The following is a 13,637-nucleotide window of genomic DNA, read 5'->3' on the forward strand; positions in this document are numbered from 1 at the left end:
TGCCATCTGGGCGAGGCGCTGGATCGCGCCCTCGATGTCTTTCCTGCCATCTGGGCGAGGCGCTGGATCGCGCCCTCGATGTCTTTCCCCGCCACCATCATCAGGTCGGCCATCTCGTCGACGACGATGACGATGTAGGGCAGGGCCGAGAGGTCCATCTCCTCGGTCTCGTAGACGGCCTGTCCGGTCTCGCGGTTGAAGCCCGTGTGGATCTCGCGGGTGATGATCTCACCCTTGGCCCGCGCTTCGGCCATGCGGGCGTTGTAGCCGTCGATGTTGCGCACGGCGATCTTGGACATCTTCTTGTAGCGCTCCTCCATCTCGCGCACGGCCCACTTCAGGGCGATGACCGCCTTCTTCGGGTCCGTGACCACGGGCGAGAGCAGGTGCGGAATACCGTCGTAGACGGAGAGTTCGAGCATCTTCGGATCGACCATGATCAGGCGGCACTCCTCGGGCTTGAGCCGATAGAGCAGGCTGAGGATCATGGTGTTGATGGCCACCGACTTGCCGGAGCCGGTGGTGCCGGCCACCAGAAGGTGCGGCATCCGGGCGAGGTCGGCGATGATCGGCTCGCCGCCGATGTTCTTGCCGAGGCACAGGGCGAGCTTGTGCTTGCTCAGGCCGAAATCGGCCGAGGCGAGGAGCTCGCGCAGGTATACGGTCTCGCGGGTGTCGTTGGGCAGCTCGATGCCGATGACGTTGCGGCCGGGCACCACGGCGACGCGGGCCGAGACGGCGGACATGGACCGGGCGATGTCGTCCGAGAGCGAGATCACGCGGCTCGACTTGGTGCCGGGCGCGGGCTCCAATTCGTAGAGGGTCACGACGGGGCCGGGCCGTACGGCCAAAATGTCGCCGCGCACGCCGAAATCCTGCACGGTCTGCTGGAGGTTCAGGGCGTTCTGCTCCAGCACGTCGGCATCGACCTCCTCGGTCCCGCTCGGGTCGGGCTCGGCCAGGAGTTCGAGGGAGGGATGCTCGTAATCCTCGTTCTCGACGAGCGACAGGGAGATGTGCCGCCCGGCGGCGATGAGGGTCTGGCGCTCGGGCAGGATGGCGCGCGGGATGTTGAGGACCGGAACGGGAGGGGCGACCGCCGCGGCCAGTTCGGGCTCGGGCTGGGCCCGAAGCTCGGACGCAACCTGCGGCGCGAGGGTTCCTTCGGCTTCCGGCGTTTCGACCACGGGCTCGGGGGCAGGCGCGCCCTTGGGCGTGCGCAGCAGGACCGTCCGCGCCGGGATCGCCGCCGGAACGAAGGCCGACTCGGTGAAGATCACGGGTTCGGCGAAAGGCTTGGGGTCGGGGAAGGGCTGGGATTCCGCGAAGGACCGGGGCAACGCCACCATCTCGGCACGGGCGTCCGGCAGGGCCGGGACGATCGCGGCGAGCGGGAGCGGGGCAGGGGAGGGGGCCACCGGCGGGCGGGCCGAGCGAATGGCCGCGCGGGCGGCCATGGCGCTCAGCACGGGCGAGCGCGGCGCGGCGGCGGCCACCTGGGCGACGGCGCGCGCCGCGTTGTCCTGACCGTCGGCGGGGGCCGGAGGCCTGTCGAACTGCAGCAGGCGGTCGAGGCCGTAGACCGGCGCGGGGCGCAGGAGCGCGAGATCGGCGGGCGGGGGGACGAAGGCGTCCGGAGCCGACGCGGCCTCCGCCAGCGGCGGGACGACATCGGCAATCGGCGCGACGCCGGCCGAATCCGCCTGGATCTCCGACCACGCGTCGAGGGCCGCGGAATCGCGGTTGTCGAACCAGGCGTGCACCTCGGACCAGTCCGGAACCTCGGACCAGTCGCGATCCTCGGCCATGGGATCGGCCGCCGGGGCGTCGGCACGCGTCTCGGCGATGACCGACAGCTCCAGGACGGGCCCCTCCAAGACGGGCCCCTCCAAGACGGGCGCGTCCAGAACGGGCGCGTCCAGAACGGGCGCGTCCAGAACGGGCGCCTCGACGGCGGGGCTGGCCTGCCGGCGGTCGGGGCTGCGGAAGAAACGGACGCCCTCCGGCACCACGAAGGGCTGGCGCCACAGGGGCTCGGCGGTGGCCGCCGCCGCCTCGCGGGTCGCCCACTCGATGGCTTCGAGTTCGGCGGCCGCGCGCGCGGCGGCTTCGGCGGCGCGCTCGGCTTCGGCGCGGGTCCGGATCTCCTCGGCGGCGGCCTCGGCCTGGGCCAGGACGGCGCGCTCGGCATCCAGCGCGCGCTGGCGGCGCTCCTGCAGCACCGGATCGGGCGTGCGGGTGTAGCGCACGGCCGGGGCGGGGGCGGTGGTGGCCTGGACCGGGCGGGCCTCGTCGGCCTCCGGCACGATGGCGGCGGGCCGGCGCGGGGCGCGGATGAGGACGCGGGGTCCGGCCTCGCCGTCGCCGAGACCGTCCTCGGGCCGGGCGAAGGGGGCCGCGCGCGCCGGGATCATGTCGAGGGTGGCGCGGTCGTCGAAGACGTGGTCAGGCCAGCCCTGCACGGCGGGCGGGGTGCGGTAGGCCGCTTCCCGTCCGACGAGGGCGTGCGGACTCGTCATCCAGCTCGGCGCCGGCCGGGTCGCCGCCACGGTGTAGTCCGGGCGCTGCGGCGGCCCGGCGAGCCGGCGGGTGAGGGTGGCCCGCAGGTTCATGAGCCGATGCGCAAGGGCGCCTATGGACAGTCCGAGGCGGTCGCCGCCACGGACGGGGCGAGAGGGATCACGATGGGAGTAGGGGAGCCGTCCCGATGCGCGCATGATTGGCCGGATTTACTCGAAGCGGGTCCGCTGCCGGGAGGGGCGCGGTTCACCCACGAGTTAGGACCATCGTCGTTAACAGACGCTTGCGCCACCGGCCGACGGCCGTTGGAGGGACGGGGCGGATCGGACTAGGATGGCTCACCAGATCCCTACGGCCCCTCCCCTACGGACCCCCAGCCCCTTGACCGCTCCCCCGGCCCAGACCAGCCCCGCCCCGACTTGCGCCGCCCAGCCCTTCCGCTCGCTCTACACCCACGGCTTCGCCCGGGCCGCGGCCTGCACCGGGCGCAGCCACCCGGGCGATCCGGCGGCCAATGCCGCGGCCGTCCTGGCGCTCGCGCGGGACTGCGACGGTCACGGCGCGGCGCTGGCGGTGTTTCCCGAACTCTGCCTGTCCGGCTACGCCATCGAGGACCTGCTCCTGCAGGCCACGATCCAGGGGGCCGTGGAGGCGGCCGTGGAGGCGGTGCGGGCGGGCACTGAGGGGCTGGCCACGGTACTGGTGGTCGGCGCCCCCCTGCGGGCCGGCCACCGGCTCTACAATTGCGCCCTCGCCATCCACCGGGGCCAGGTGCTCGGGGTGGTGCCGAAGAGCTACCTGCCGAACTATCGGGAATTCTACGAGAAGCGCCATTTCGCGTCCGGGGCCGGCATCACCGGGCAGACGATCCGGATCGGCGGCCAGACCGTTCCGTTCGGCACCGATCTGCTGTTCGAAGCCGACGACGTGCCGGGATTCGTGCTCGGCATCGAGGTGTGCGAGGACCTGTGGGTGCCCGCCTCCCCCGGCATGGATCTGGCGCTGGCCGGCGCCACGGTGCTGGCCAACCCATCGGGCAGCCCCATCACCGTGGGCCGCGCGGAATCCCGCGCGCTGCTGACGCGCGCCGCCTCCATGCGGGGCCTGTGCGCCTACGTCTACGCTGCGGCGGGGATGGGAGAATCCACCACAGACCTGTCGTGGGACGGCCAGACCAGCATCGACGAACTGGGCGAGCGCCTCGCCGAGGGCGCGCGCTTCGCCGACACCCCCGTCGTCACCCTCGCCGACATCGACCTCGACCGGCTCGCCCAGGAGCGGCTCCAGACCGGAAGCTTCGACGACAACGCCCGGGCCCGCGGGTCGGCCTGTCGCCGCGTCGGGTTCCGCCTCGATCCGCCCAGGGGCGACCTCGGCTTGAAGCGACGGGTCGAGCGATTTCCGTTCGTCCCGGCCGATCCGGCCCGCCTCGCCCAGGATTGCTACGAGGCCTACAACATCCAGGTCGCGGGCCTCGCCCAGCGCCTGGCGGCGACGGGCACGAAGCGCGCCGTCATCGGCGTCTCGGGCGGCCTCGATTCGACCCACGCCCTCATCGTCGTGGCCCAGGCCTTCGACCGCCTCGGCCTGCCGCGCTCGAACATCCTGGCCTATACCCTGCCGGGCTTCGCCACCTCGGACGAGACCAAGGCCAACGCCCACGCCCTGATGGCGGCCCTCGGCACCACCGCCCGGGAAATCGACATCCGCGACACGGCGACGAAGATGCTCGCCGACATGGACCACCCGTTCGGGCGCGGCGAGCCCGTCTACGACGTCACCTTCGAGAACGTGCAGGCGGGCCTGCGCACGGATTACCTGTTCCGGCTGGCCAACCAGCAGGGCGGCATCGTCATCGGCACGGGCGACCTGTCGGAACTGGCCCTCGGGTGGTGCACCTACGGCGTCGGCGACCAGATGAGCCATTACGGCGTCAATGCCGGCGTGCCCAAGACCCTGATCCAGCACCTGATCCGCTGGGTGGTCGGCACGGGACAGTTCGACGGAGACGTGGGCGCGACCCTGGCGGCGATCCTCGGCACCGAGATCTCGCCGGAACTCGTGCCTGTGGATGCGGGCGCCCGGCCCCAGAGCACGCAGGATGTGATCGGCCCCTACGCCCTGCAGGATTTCAACCTGTTCCATATCCTGCGGTACGGCTTCCGGCCCTCGAAGATCGCCTTCCTGGCGCTCCACGCCTGGGGCGACGCGCGCGCGGGGGCCTGGCCGCCGGACTTTCCGCGCGGCGAGCGCCGGGCCTACGCGCTGCCCGAGATCCGCGGCTGGCTCGCCTTGTTCCTGAAACGCTTCTTCGGCTTCAGCCAGTTCAAGCGCTCGGCCCTGCCGAACGGGCCGAAGGTCTCGGCCGGGGGCGCCCTGTCGCCGCGTGGCGACTGGCGGGCGCCCTCCGACGGTTCGGCCCGAGCGTGGCTGGACGAGTTGGAGCGCAACGTCCCCGAGCGCTGAAGCCGAGACCGAAAGGGCCGCCGGACCGGGAGCCGACACAAACCCGTCCGATTGTCTGGCTACGTCTCCCGGTGGGTGGGCGAATCGGAGGTTGACCGATGCAGAACTACAACGTTTTCTGCCTCAGGACCGTCGAGGGCCTCTGCTGCGCCGTGCCCGAGAGCCGCGCGGTGCCGCACTTCCTCGGCGGCGGGCACTGGTCGTTCGGGGGCAAGATCGCGGATCTCGGCGCGGCCCCCATCGAGTTCGACGACCGGGCGGCGGAGACGGCCGTGCGCTTCAACGGATTCTACCTGTTCCAGACCATGGACAGCCGCTTCCACTGAGACGCGCCCGAGTCGCCGATCCCGGCGATCATTCCTTAAGGGGCGCGTGTCAGGATCCGTCATCGCGAGCGGTGAACGGAGATCGCGCCCCATGTCGGAGCATCGCAGGGAAGTACGGCAGAGGACGTTCCTCAAGGGCCGGATCCTGTTCAACAAGGGTGCGTCGAGCATGGATTGCCTCGTGCGCGACATGTCGGCGTCCGGCGCGCGCCTGGCCCTCAGCGAAACCACCACCCTTCCCGAATCCTTCGACCTCTACATCCCGCAGAAGGACAGGACCTACCGCTCGACCCTGGCCTGGCGCCGGGCCGACGGCGTCGGCATCACCTTTCTGGACGAGGCCGTGCCGGCGCCCATGCCGGCTCCCGCCGAGGATCCGGGCTCCATGCTGATGCTGATGCGCCGGGTCGGCGAACTCGAAGCCGAGAACGCGGCTCTGCGCCGCCTGCTCATGGGCGCGGCGGCCGCTCCGGCCGAGGGCACCGTCAACGCCGGCTGACGCCGGCCCGAGCGGTCCCCCGAAATCCGGGGTGTGCAAGCGCTACGCCGTCTCCAACGCCGCCCGGATGCGCGCCGCGTGATCGGCCAGAACACCTTGATCGGCCATGCCGCCCGTGTGGCGCCCGAGCGCCACGCCGTCGAAGCGCGGCAGGATGTGGACGTGGAGGTGGAACACCGTCTGGCCGCCGGCCGGTTCGTTGTACTGGAACACGGTCAGGCCGTCGGCGGCGAAGGCCGCCTTCACCGCGCGGGCGACGCGCTGGACCGTCGCCGCCACCGCCGCCAGCGAAGCCGGGTCGGCGTCGAGGAGGCCACGGGCCGGGGCTTTCGGGATCACCAGGGTGTGGCCGTCGCCCTGGGGCATCACGTCCATGAAAGTGAGGGTGTGGTCGTCCTCGTAGACCTTCTGCGCCGGGATCTCCCCGCGCAGGATCTTGGCGAAGATGTTCTGAGGGTCATAGGCTGCGGTCACGGTCGCTCGCTCCGGTCGGGTCGTTTCGGGCACCACGATGCACAGGCGTCCCCCGCGCGTCTACCGACCGAACCTTGGCCTTGCCCCATGCGTTGCAGGGTTCGACGCCTGGGCTTTCCCCGGCTTTTTCCGGACGAGACCCACATGGCCCACGAAAGCACGAGCGCCATCTACACCGCCGCCGGCGCCAACCTCGCCATCGCGGCGGCGAAGTTCGTCGGCGCGTTCTTCACCGGCTCTTCGGCGATGCTGGCAGAGGGCGTCCATTCGATGGTGGACACCACCAACCAGATCCTGCTCCTCGTCGGGATGAAGCGGGCCAAGCGCCCGGCCGATGCCCTGCATCCGTTCGGCTACGGCCGCGAGATCTACTTCTACGCGTTCATCGTCGCGCTGTTCATCTTCCTCGGCGGCGGCGCCTTCGCGGTCTACGAGGGCATCCACAAGCTGCATTATCCCGAGCCGGTCTCGGACGCGCACGTGTTCGGACACACGATCCCGGGCCTGTGGGTCAATGTCGGCATCCTGGGCTTCGCGGTTCTGGCCGAGGGCTATTCCTGCGCCGTCGCCCTGAAGTCGTTCTGGGCCGAGAAGGGCAGCCGCCCGCCGCTCACGGCCATCCGCCGCAGCAAGGACCCGGCCCTGTTCACGGTGCTCGTCGAGGATGTCGCCGCTCTCATGGGCCTCGTGGTGGCCCTCTCGGGCGTGATCCTGGCGCACGTGCTCGAGATGCCCGACCTCGACGGTTGGGCCTCCATCGCCATCGGGGCGATCCTCATCGGCATGGCGGGCTTCCTGATGATCGAGACCCACGGCCTGCTCATCGGCGAGGCGGCGGACCCCGCCCTCGTCGCGGCCATCCGCGAGGTGGTGCGCACGGAGCCGGGCGTCCACAACGTCAACGCCGTACTGACCCAGCACATGGGGCCGTCCGACATCCTGGTGAACGTCAGCCTCGACATGGACGACACCCTGAGCGCCGGCAACATCGAGGCGATGGTCGGCCGCCTGGAAGCCAAGCTGAAGGCGCGGAGCCCCGACGTCACCCGGGTGTTCATCGAGATCCAGTCGAAGGACACGGCGCCGGCCTACCCGGCGGCGGCACCCGCCGGGGCCTGAGGCGCCGGCGCGGCGAGCGCCTGCGCGATCGCCCCATCGAGATCGGCAGGCTTGGTCTTCGGGGCGTAGCGGGCGATCACGCGCCCGTCGCGCCCGACGAGGAACTTCGTGAAGTTCCACTTGATGCCGGTGAGCCCGAGGAGGCCCGGCTTCTCCCGCTTCAGATGGGCGAAGACCGGATCGGTGGCAGAGCCGTTGACCGCCACCTTGGCGAGAACCGGAAACGTGACGTCGTAGGTCAGGCTGCAGAACCGGGCGATCTCGGCGGCGTCCCCGGGTTCCTGGGCGCCGAACTGGTTGCAGGGAAACCCCAGCACCACGAGGCCGGCGTCGCGGTGCCGGCGCCACATCTCCTCCAGCCCTGCATACTGCCCGGTGAAACCGCATTGCGAGGCGGTGTTGACGACGAGGAGCACCCGGCCGCGATGCCGCGCCAGCGGATACGGCGTGCCGTCGGCGGCGCGTGGAACGAGATCGTACAGGCTGGTCATCGGGTCCCCTCGGGGGTGGATCTGGCGCCGGCGGGTCTGATCCCCGTCGGGCTCACGCGGGCTCCTCGGGCGGCCGCTCCGCCCCGTCGCGCCGGAACGGCGTCAGGGTGTCGAGGACGTCGGCCGCCTCGACCACGTGCGCGCGCTCGCGCGCGAGATAGTCGGCCACGGCGCGGCGCAGGGCCGGGTCGGCGATGTCGTGGGCCGAGTGCATGAGCACCGGCCGATAGCCGCGCGCGAGCTTGTGCTCGCCCTGCGCCCCGGCCTCGACCCGCTTCAGGCCATGGGCGATGGCGTAGTCGATGGCCTGATAGTAGCAGACCTCGAAATGCAGGAACGGATGATCCTCGACGCAGCCCCAGTTGCGGCCGTAGAGGGCGACGTCGCCGATGAAGTTGATGGCGCCCGCGATGATCTCCCCCTCGCGGCGGGCGAGGATCAGCAGCACTCGCTCGGGCATCCGTTCACCGACGAGATCGAAGAACTTCCGGTTGAGGTAGGGCCGGCCCCATTTGCGTGCACCGGTGTCGGAATAGAAGGCGTAGAACGCGTCCCAGTGCTCCGCCTTCAGATCGGCCCCGGTGACGTGCTCGATGGTAATGCCGCGGCTGAGGGCATCCCGGCGCTCGCGCCGGATCGCCTTGCGCTTGCGGGACGCCAGAGCCCCGAGGAAATCCTCGAAGCTCGCATACCCGGCATTGTCCCAGTGGAATTGCTGGTCGACGCGCTGGAGGAAGCCGAGCTCCCCGGCCTGCGCCCATTCCCGCTCCTGCATGAAGGTGACGTGGATCGAGGACGCCTTGGTCTCCGCCCGCAGGGCGCGCAGGCCGGCCACCAGGGCGGAGGCCGCCTCGTTCACGTCCTGCCCCGGAGCGATGAGGAAGCGCGCGCCGGTCACCGGCGTGAACGGCACGCTGACCTGAAGCTTCGGGTAGTAGGCGCCCCCGGCCCGCTCGTAGGCGTCGGCCCAGCCGTGATCGAACACGTACTCGCCCTGGCTGTGGGATTTCAGGTAGCACGGCGCCACCCCGACGAGGCGCCCTTCGCGCTCGACCGCCACGTGGAGCGGCAACCAGCCGGTGTGGCGCGAGACGCAGCCCGAATCCTCCAGGGCCGACAGGAAGGCGTGGGAGATGAACGGGTTGTGGGTCTCGTCGCCGGCCGACAGGGTCTCGGGCGAGGTCGCGCACGCATCCCACTCGGCCGCCGCGATCTGGCCGAGGCCCTGGACCGCACGCACCTGCAACGTGGTCACGGTTTCGGCCGGGGCGTCGGGTGCTGCGTCGGGCGTGTCCATGAGGAGGCAATCTAGGCCCCGCCGGCGGAGGGGCCAAGGGCGAGCGGAGCCGCGCACCGTCGCAGGGATGTCCGTCGTCACCGACGTCCGGCGTTGGTCGCTCGCAAGGTTGGTGGGGCTTGCAAGGACGGATCCGCAAGCTCAAGATGACGCGGTACGTGCCTTCGGAAGGGGCAGACGATGGGATTGATGGACGTTCGTGCCGGGCAGACGCATCCGGCCCGCACGCCGCCGGACGATTTCGCCCAAGACGTCCTGATCGAGATGGCCAATCTCGACGAACAGGACACCAACATTCCTGGCACGATCTTCATCTCGACGGCACTGGGCGCGCATGGCCCTCGGGTGAAGTGGTATCCCGATCGCGCGGGCAGAACTCTGCCCTGCCTCATCGTCTCCATCGGCCCGGACCCGCAGCCCCGCGACGATTTTTTACCCGGCACCCTTTCGCGTGCTGCGCTTCCGCGCGTGATCGCATGGGTGCGCCTCAACCACGTTGCCCTGCTCAACTTCTGGAACAACGGTGCGTCGTGGAATCGCCGCGAGGTTTCCGCCTTCCTGGATGGGCTGAAGCCGCTGGCGCGGTAGTCCGCCGACGAGGACTTCTCGGGGCGGGAGTCTTCCCAGGGCAGACGCCGCTCAGGGCAGAAACCCCTCGAACACCATCTGGTCGGCATGCGCTTGCGCGTGACGCCGCTGGTCGGGTGTCCGCACGGTCCAGGTCATCACCGGGCGTCCGCCGAGCAGCCGGCAGAGATGGGTCGGCGCGCAGGGGAGGTCGTCCACCCGCCAGGACAGGAAGTCCGGCTCGGTCTCGCCGAAATGCAGCAGGTCCGACAGGGCGCGGCGCAGGCTCGGGGGCAGGGCGGCGTAGGCCGGGTCGTCCTGGCGGGTCTCGCCGACGATGCCGCGCGGGATGCCGGGCGCACGGTCGCGCAGGGCCGCCACGAGCTGCGGATCGAACGACTTGACCGCCACGGGGCCCGCATAGGCGGCTGCGAGTTCGGCGACGCGCTCGAGGAGGCGCATGTCGCCGTCGTAGCGCGACTTCACCTCGATCACGAGGGGCGTACGCCCGGCGATGGCGGCGAGGAAGTCGGGCAGGGTCGGGATGCGCTCGGACGAGCCGGCGACCGCGAGATCGCGCAAAGCCGCGGCCGACAGGCTCGCAACCGGGTCCGGAATCCCGGTCAGGCGGCCGAGCCCGGCATCGTGAAAAACCATCGCCTCGCCGTCGGCGCTGCGCTGCACGTCGCACTCGATGGCGTAGCCGCCGTGAATCGCGGCGCTCGCCGCCGCGATCGTGTTCTCCGGCACACCGGCCCCCCGGTCGTGCAGGCCGCGATGGGCGATGGGCCGGGCGGTGAGCCAGGCCGGTGCGTTGACGCTCAACTCAAACGCTCACTTGACCTCGAACATCGCCTCGACCTCGACGGCCGCGTCGAGGGGGAGTTCGGCCACGCCCACGGTGGCGCGGGCGTGGCGGCCCCGGTCGCCCAGCACCTCGACCATGAGATCGGAGGCGCCGTTCATGATGCCGGCGAGGCCGGAAAAGCTCGGCACCGCGTTGATGAAGCCGCCGAGCCGCACGCATTGCACCACGCCGTGGTCGAGGTCGCCCACGGCCGCCTGAACCTGGGCCAGGACGTTGATGGCGCACAGGCGCGCGGCCGCGATGCCGTTCTCAGCCGAGACCTCGGCGCCGAGCTTGCCGAGATGGGCCGGGTCGAGCTTACCGTCGGGCCCGAAGCAGATCTGCCCCGAGATCACCACGAGGTTGCCGGTGCGGACGAACGGCACGTAGTTCGCCACGGGGGCCGCCGCCTTCGGCAGGGTGAGGCCCATGGCCTCCAGGCGTTCCTTGGCCGTGCTCATGCGCGTCGCATCTCCTGAGAAACCGTTCCGAGGGGCTCTGACCATGTCCGCGCGTGGCACGCAAGGCACCTCCGCGAACGGCGTAGCGGGCCGTCATGTCGGAGGTGTGAACCCCTCCCGTCATTGACAGAATTGGGCTTTTCTCTAGTAATCGCGCGCGTGCCGCCCCCTTGCCGAGGCGGCACTTTCATTTGGTGCGGTCGCCTTCGGACGCCGCGAGACACGGAGTCGGGATCGTGACATCCGCTCTTCTGCCGACCTATGCCCGCGCCCCCATCGCCTTCGAGCGTGGCGAGGGCGCCTGGCTCGTGGCGCGCGACGGCGAGCGATACCTCGATTTCGGCGCCGGGATCGCGGTGAACGCCCTCGGCCACGCCCATCCCCACCTCGTGGACGCCCTGACCAATCAGGCGCAAAAGCTCTGGCACACCTCGAACCTGTTCGAGATTCCAGACGGCGAGCGGCTGGGCCGGCGCCTCGTGGACGCGACCTTCGCCGACGTGGCGTTCTTCGCCAATTCGGGCGCCGAGGCCAACGAGGCCGCCATCAAGATGGCGCGCAAGTACCATGCGGTCGGCGGCCACCCCGAGCGGTTCCGGATCATCACCTTCGAGGGCGCGTTCCACGGGCGGACGCTCGCCACCATCGCGGCCGGCGGCCAGGCCAAGTACATCGAGGGCTTCGGCCCGAAGGTAGACGGATTCGATCAGGTTCCGACGGGGGATCTCGCGGCGCTGGAGGCCGCCATCGGCCCGGAGACCGCCGCCCTGATGATCGAGCCGATCCAGGGCGAGGGCGGCGTCCGGGTGATTCCGCACGAGCACCTGCGCGCCCTCCGCGCCCTGTGCGACGCGCATGGCCTCCTCCTGATCATGGACGAGGTCCAGACCGGGGTCGGTCGCACGGGCCGGCTGTTCGCGCACGAATGGTCCGGCGTGACGCCCGACATCATGAGCGCCGCCAAGGGCATCGGCGGCGGCTTCCCGCTGGGTGTCTGCCTCGCCACGGCCGAGGCCGCGCGCGGCATGACCGCCGGCACCCACGGCACCACCTTCGGCGGCAACCCGCTGGCCATGGCGGTGGGCAACGCCGTCCTCGACGTGGTGCTGGCCGACGGCTTCCTCGACCGGGTCGGACAGGTTGGCCTGCTGCTCAAGCAGCGTCTGGCCGCCCTGCAGGACCGCCACCCCGGGGTGATCCAGGAGATCCGCGGCGACGGGCTGATGCTCGGGCTCAAGCTCGGCGTGCCCAACACCGACTTCGCCGCGACGGCACGGGACATGCACCTCCTCGTCATCCCGGCGGGCGACAACGTCGTGCGCCTGCTGCCGCCGCTCATCATCACCGATGCCGACGTGACGGAGGCCGTGGCGCGCCTCGACGCGACGGCCACCGCACTCAAGACCCCGGTACAGGGGGCGGCCGCGTGATGGCCGGTCCCACGACGAACCGTCAGACGAAGAACGGATCCATGACCACCACCCTCAACGGGACCGGGCCCGGCCCGCGCCACTTCCTCGACCTCAAGGACTTCTCGGCGCAGCAGCTGCGCACGGTGCTGGACGCCGCGGCCGCCATCAAGGGTCGTCGGCGCAAGGGCGAGATCGCGGCCGAACGGCCACTGATCGGCAAGACCCTCGCGATGGTGTTCGACCGGCCGTCCACCCGCACGCGGGTCTCGTTCGATGTCGGCATGCGCGAACTCGGGGGCGAGACCCTGATGCTGACGGGCGGCGAGATGCAGCTCGGCCGGGGCGAAACCGTGGGCGACACCGCCCGGGTGCTGTCGCGCTACGTCGACGCGATCATGATCCGCATCCTCGACCACGACCTGATGCTGGAACTGGCCGAGCACGCCGAGGTGCCGGTGATCAACGCGCTCACCAAGGTCTCGCATCCCTGCCAGATCATGGCCGACGTGCTTACCTTCGAGGAGCATCGCGGGCCGATCAAGGGCCGCACCGTCGCGTGGTCGGGCGACGCCAACAACGTGCTGGCGAGCTGGGTGCACGCCGCCGCGCGGTTCGACTTCACCCTGAACGTCGCCGCTCCGCCGGAGCTCTCGACGCCGCAGCCGCTCCTCGACTGGGCCCGCGCGCAGGGCGCCGCCGTCAACTGCACCACCGATGCCTACGCGGCCGTCGACGGCGCCGACGCCGTGGTGACCGATTGCTGGGTCTCCATGGGCGACGAGGACGACCATCACCGCCACAACCTGCTCTCGCCTTATCAGGTGAACGCCAAGCTCATGGCGGCGGCGGCCAAGGACGCGCTGTTCATGCACTGCCTGCCGGCCCATCGCGGCGAGGAGGTCACGGCCGAGGTCATCGACGGCCCGCAATCGGTGATCTTCGACGAGGCCGAGAACCGCCTGCATGCCCAGAAGGGCATCCTGGCCTGGTGCCTGCACGCCCTCTGACGGGACGCCCCGAGGCATCGTGTCCCCCGTCGCGCGAGCGGCGGTCGCGTCCTATATGAACGGCTCGAGCCGGACGACGGAGGGGCTGGAGCGCCGAGTGCCGAGGCAACGCCCCGCTCGGCGCTTCGGACGGCCCACGTTCGCCCGCCCC

General features: G+C 70.7%; 13 protein-coding genes. 7 read left to right on the forward strand and 6 right to left on the reverse strand.

Features of this window, described 5'->3' with window-relative positions; genetic code table 11:
- The coding region (locus tag ASF52_RS08645) for a DNA translocase FtsK (protein ID WP_056170767.1) at window positions 1-2,612 on the reverse strand (2,612 nt) is incomplete at its 3' end.
- 289 nt (window positions 2,613-2,901) lie between these two features.
- On the opposite strand from ASF52_RS08645, the gene ASF52_RS08650 reads away from it, so the two are divergent.
- The 3 genes from ASF52_RS08650 (at window position 2,902) to ASF52_RS08660 (ending at window position 5,811) form a co-directional block, all read left to right on the forward strand.
- On the forward strand, window positions 2,902-4,986 hold the full coding sequence (locus ASF52_RS08650; RefSeq protein WP_056170770.1) for an NAD(+) synthase: 2,085 nt from the start codon (window positions 2,902-2,904) through the stop codon (window positions 4,984-4,986).
- Window positions 4,987-5,084: 98 nt separating this feature from the next.
- Window positions 5,085-5,312, forward strand: a complete 228-nt coding sequence (locus tag ASF52_RS08655) for a hypothetical protein (RefSeq protein ID WP_056095294.1) — start codon at window positions 5,085-5,087, stop codon at window positions 5,310-5,312.
- A gap of 91 nt (window positions 5,313-5,403) precedes the next feature.
- Entirely contained in the window at window positions 5,404-5,811 is a 408-nt protein-coding gene (locus tag ASF52_RS08660; protein ID WP_056170772.1) for a PilZ domain-containing protein, read from the forward strand.
- A 42-nt stretch (window positions 5,812-5,853) separates the two neighbouring features.
- Here ASF52_RS08660 and ASF52_RS08665 read toward each other — a convergent pair whose 3' ends face one another.
- Window positions 5,854-6,285 (reverse strand): HIT family protein, encoded by a 432-nt coding sequence (locus ASF52_RS08665; protein ID WP_056170775.1) that lies wholly within the window; start codon window positions 6,283-6,285, stop codon window positions 5,854-5,856.
- A 144-nt stretch (window positions 6,286-6,429) separates the two neighbouring features.
- On the opposite strand from ASF52_RS08665, the gene ASF52_RS08670 reads away from it, so the two are divergent.
- Window positions 6,430-7,404, forward strand: coding sequence for a cation diffusion facilitator family transporter (locus tag ASF52_RS08670; RefSeq protein ID WP_056170784.1), 975 nt, complete (start codon window positions 6,430-6,432; stop codon window positions 7,402-7,404).
- Here the strand turns inward: ASF52_RS08670 and ASF52_RS08675 are convergent.
- Complete coding sequence (locus tag ASF52_RS08675; RefSeq protein WP_056170787.1) at window positions 7,374-7,895, reverse strand: glutathione peroxidase; 522 nt, start codon at window positions 7,893-7,895, stop codon at window positions 7,374-7,376. The two genes, ASF52_RS08670 and ASF52_RS08675, sit on opposite strands and share 31 nt — an antisense overlap.
- 52 nt (window positions 7,896-7,947) lie before the next feature.
- Window positions 7,948-9,192, reverse strand: a complete 1,245-nt coding sequence (locus ASF52_RS08680) for a GNAT family N-acetyltransferase (RefSeq protein WP_056170789.1) — start codon at window positions 9,190-9,192, stop codon at window positions 7,948-7,950.
- A 189-nt stretch (window positions 9,193-9,381) separates the two neighbouring features.
- On the opposite strand from ASF52_RS08680, the gene ASF52_RS08685 reads away from it, so the two are divergent.
- Window positions 9,382-9,780 carry a hypothetical protein gene (locus tag ASF52_RS08685; protein WP_056170794.1) on the forward strand — a complete coding sequence of 133 codons (399 nt, stop codon included), beginning with the start codon at window positions 9,382-9,384 and terminating at the stop codon, window positions 9,778-9,780.
- A 51-nt stretch (window positions 9,781-9,831) separates the two neighbouring features.
- Here the strand turns inward: ASF52_RS08685 and ASF52_RS08690 are convergent, their stop codons facing one another.
- Both ASF52_RS08690 and ASF52_RS08695 read right to left on the reverse strand, forming a co-directional pair.
- Window positions 9,832-10,584 (reverse strand): glycerophosphodiester phosphodiesterase family protein, encoded by a 753-nt coding sequence (locus ASF52_RS08690; RefSeq protein ID WP_056170797.1) that lies wholly within the window; start codon window positions 10,582-10,584, stop codon window positions 9,832-9,834.
- Window positions 10,585-10,593: 9 nt separating this feature from the next.
- Complete coding sequence (locus tag ASF52_RS08695) at window positions 10,594-11,067, reverse strand: RidA family protein (RefSeq protein ID WP_056170800.1); 474 nt, start codon at window positions 11,065-11,067, stop codon at window positions 10,594-10,596.
- Window positions 11,068-11,303: 236 nt separating this feature from the next.
- Here ASF52_RS08695 and ASF52_RS08700 point away from each other — a divergent pair, with 236 nt between their 5' ends.
- On the forward strand, window positions 11,304-12,497 hold the full coding sequence (locus ASF52_RS08700; RefSeq protein WP_056170803.1) for an aspartate aminotransferase family protein: 1,194 nt from the start codon (window positions 11,304-11,306) through the stop codon (window positions 12,495-12,497).
- Window positions 12,498-12,538: 41 nt separating this feature from the next.
- Window positions 12,539-13,486: an ornithine carbamoyltransferase gene (gene argF, locus ASF52_RS08705; RefSeq protein ID WP_056170905.1), complete on the forward strand. Its 948-nt coding sequence runs from the start codon at window positions 12,539-12,541 to the stop codon at window positions 13,484-13,486.
- The last annotated feature ends 151 nt before the right edge of the window (window positions 13,487-13,637 follow it).

The sequence above is a fragment of the Methylobacterium sp. Leaf112 genome, from assembly GCF_001423295.1.
GTDB lineage: Bacteria > Pseudomonadota > Alphaproteobacteria > Rhizobiales > Beijerinckiaceae > Methylobacterium.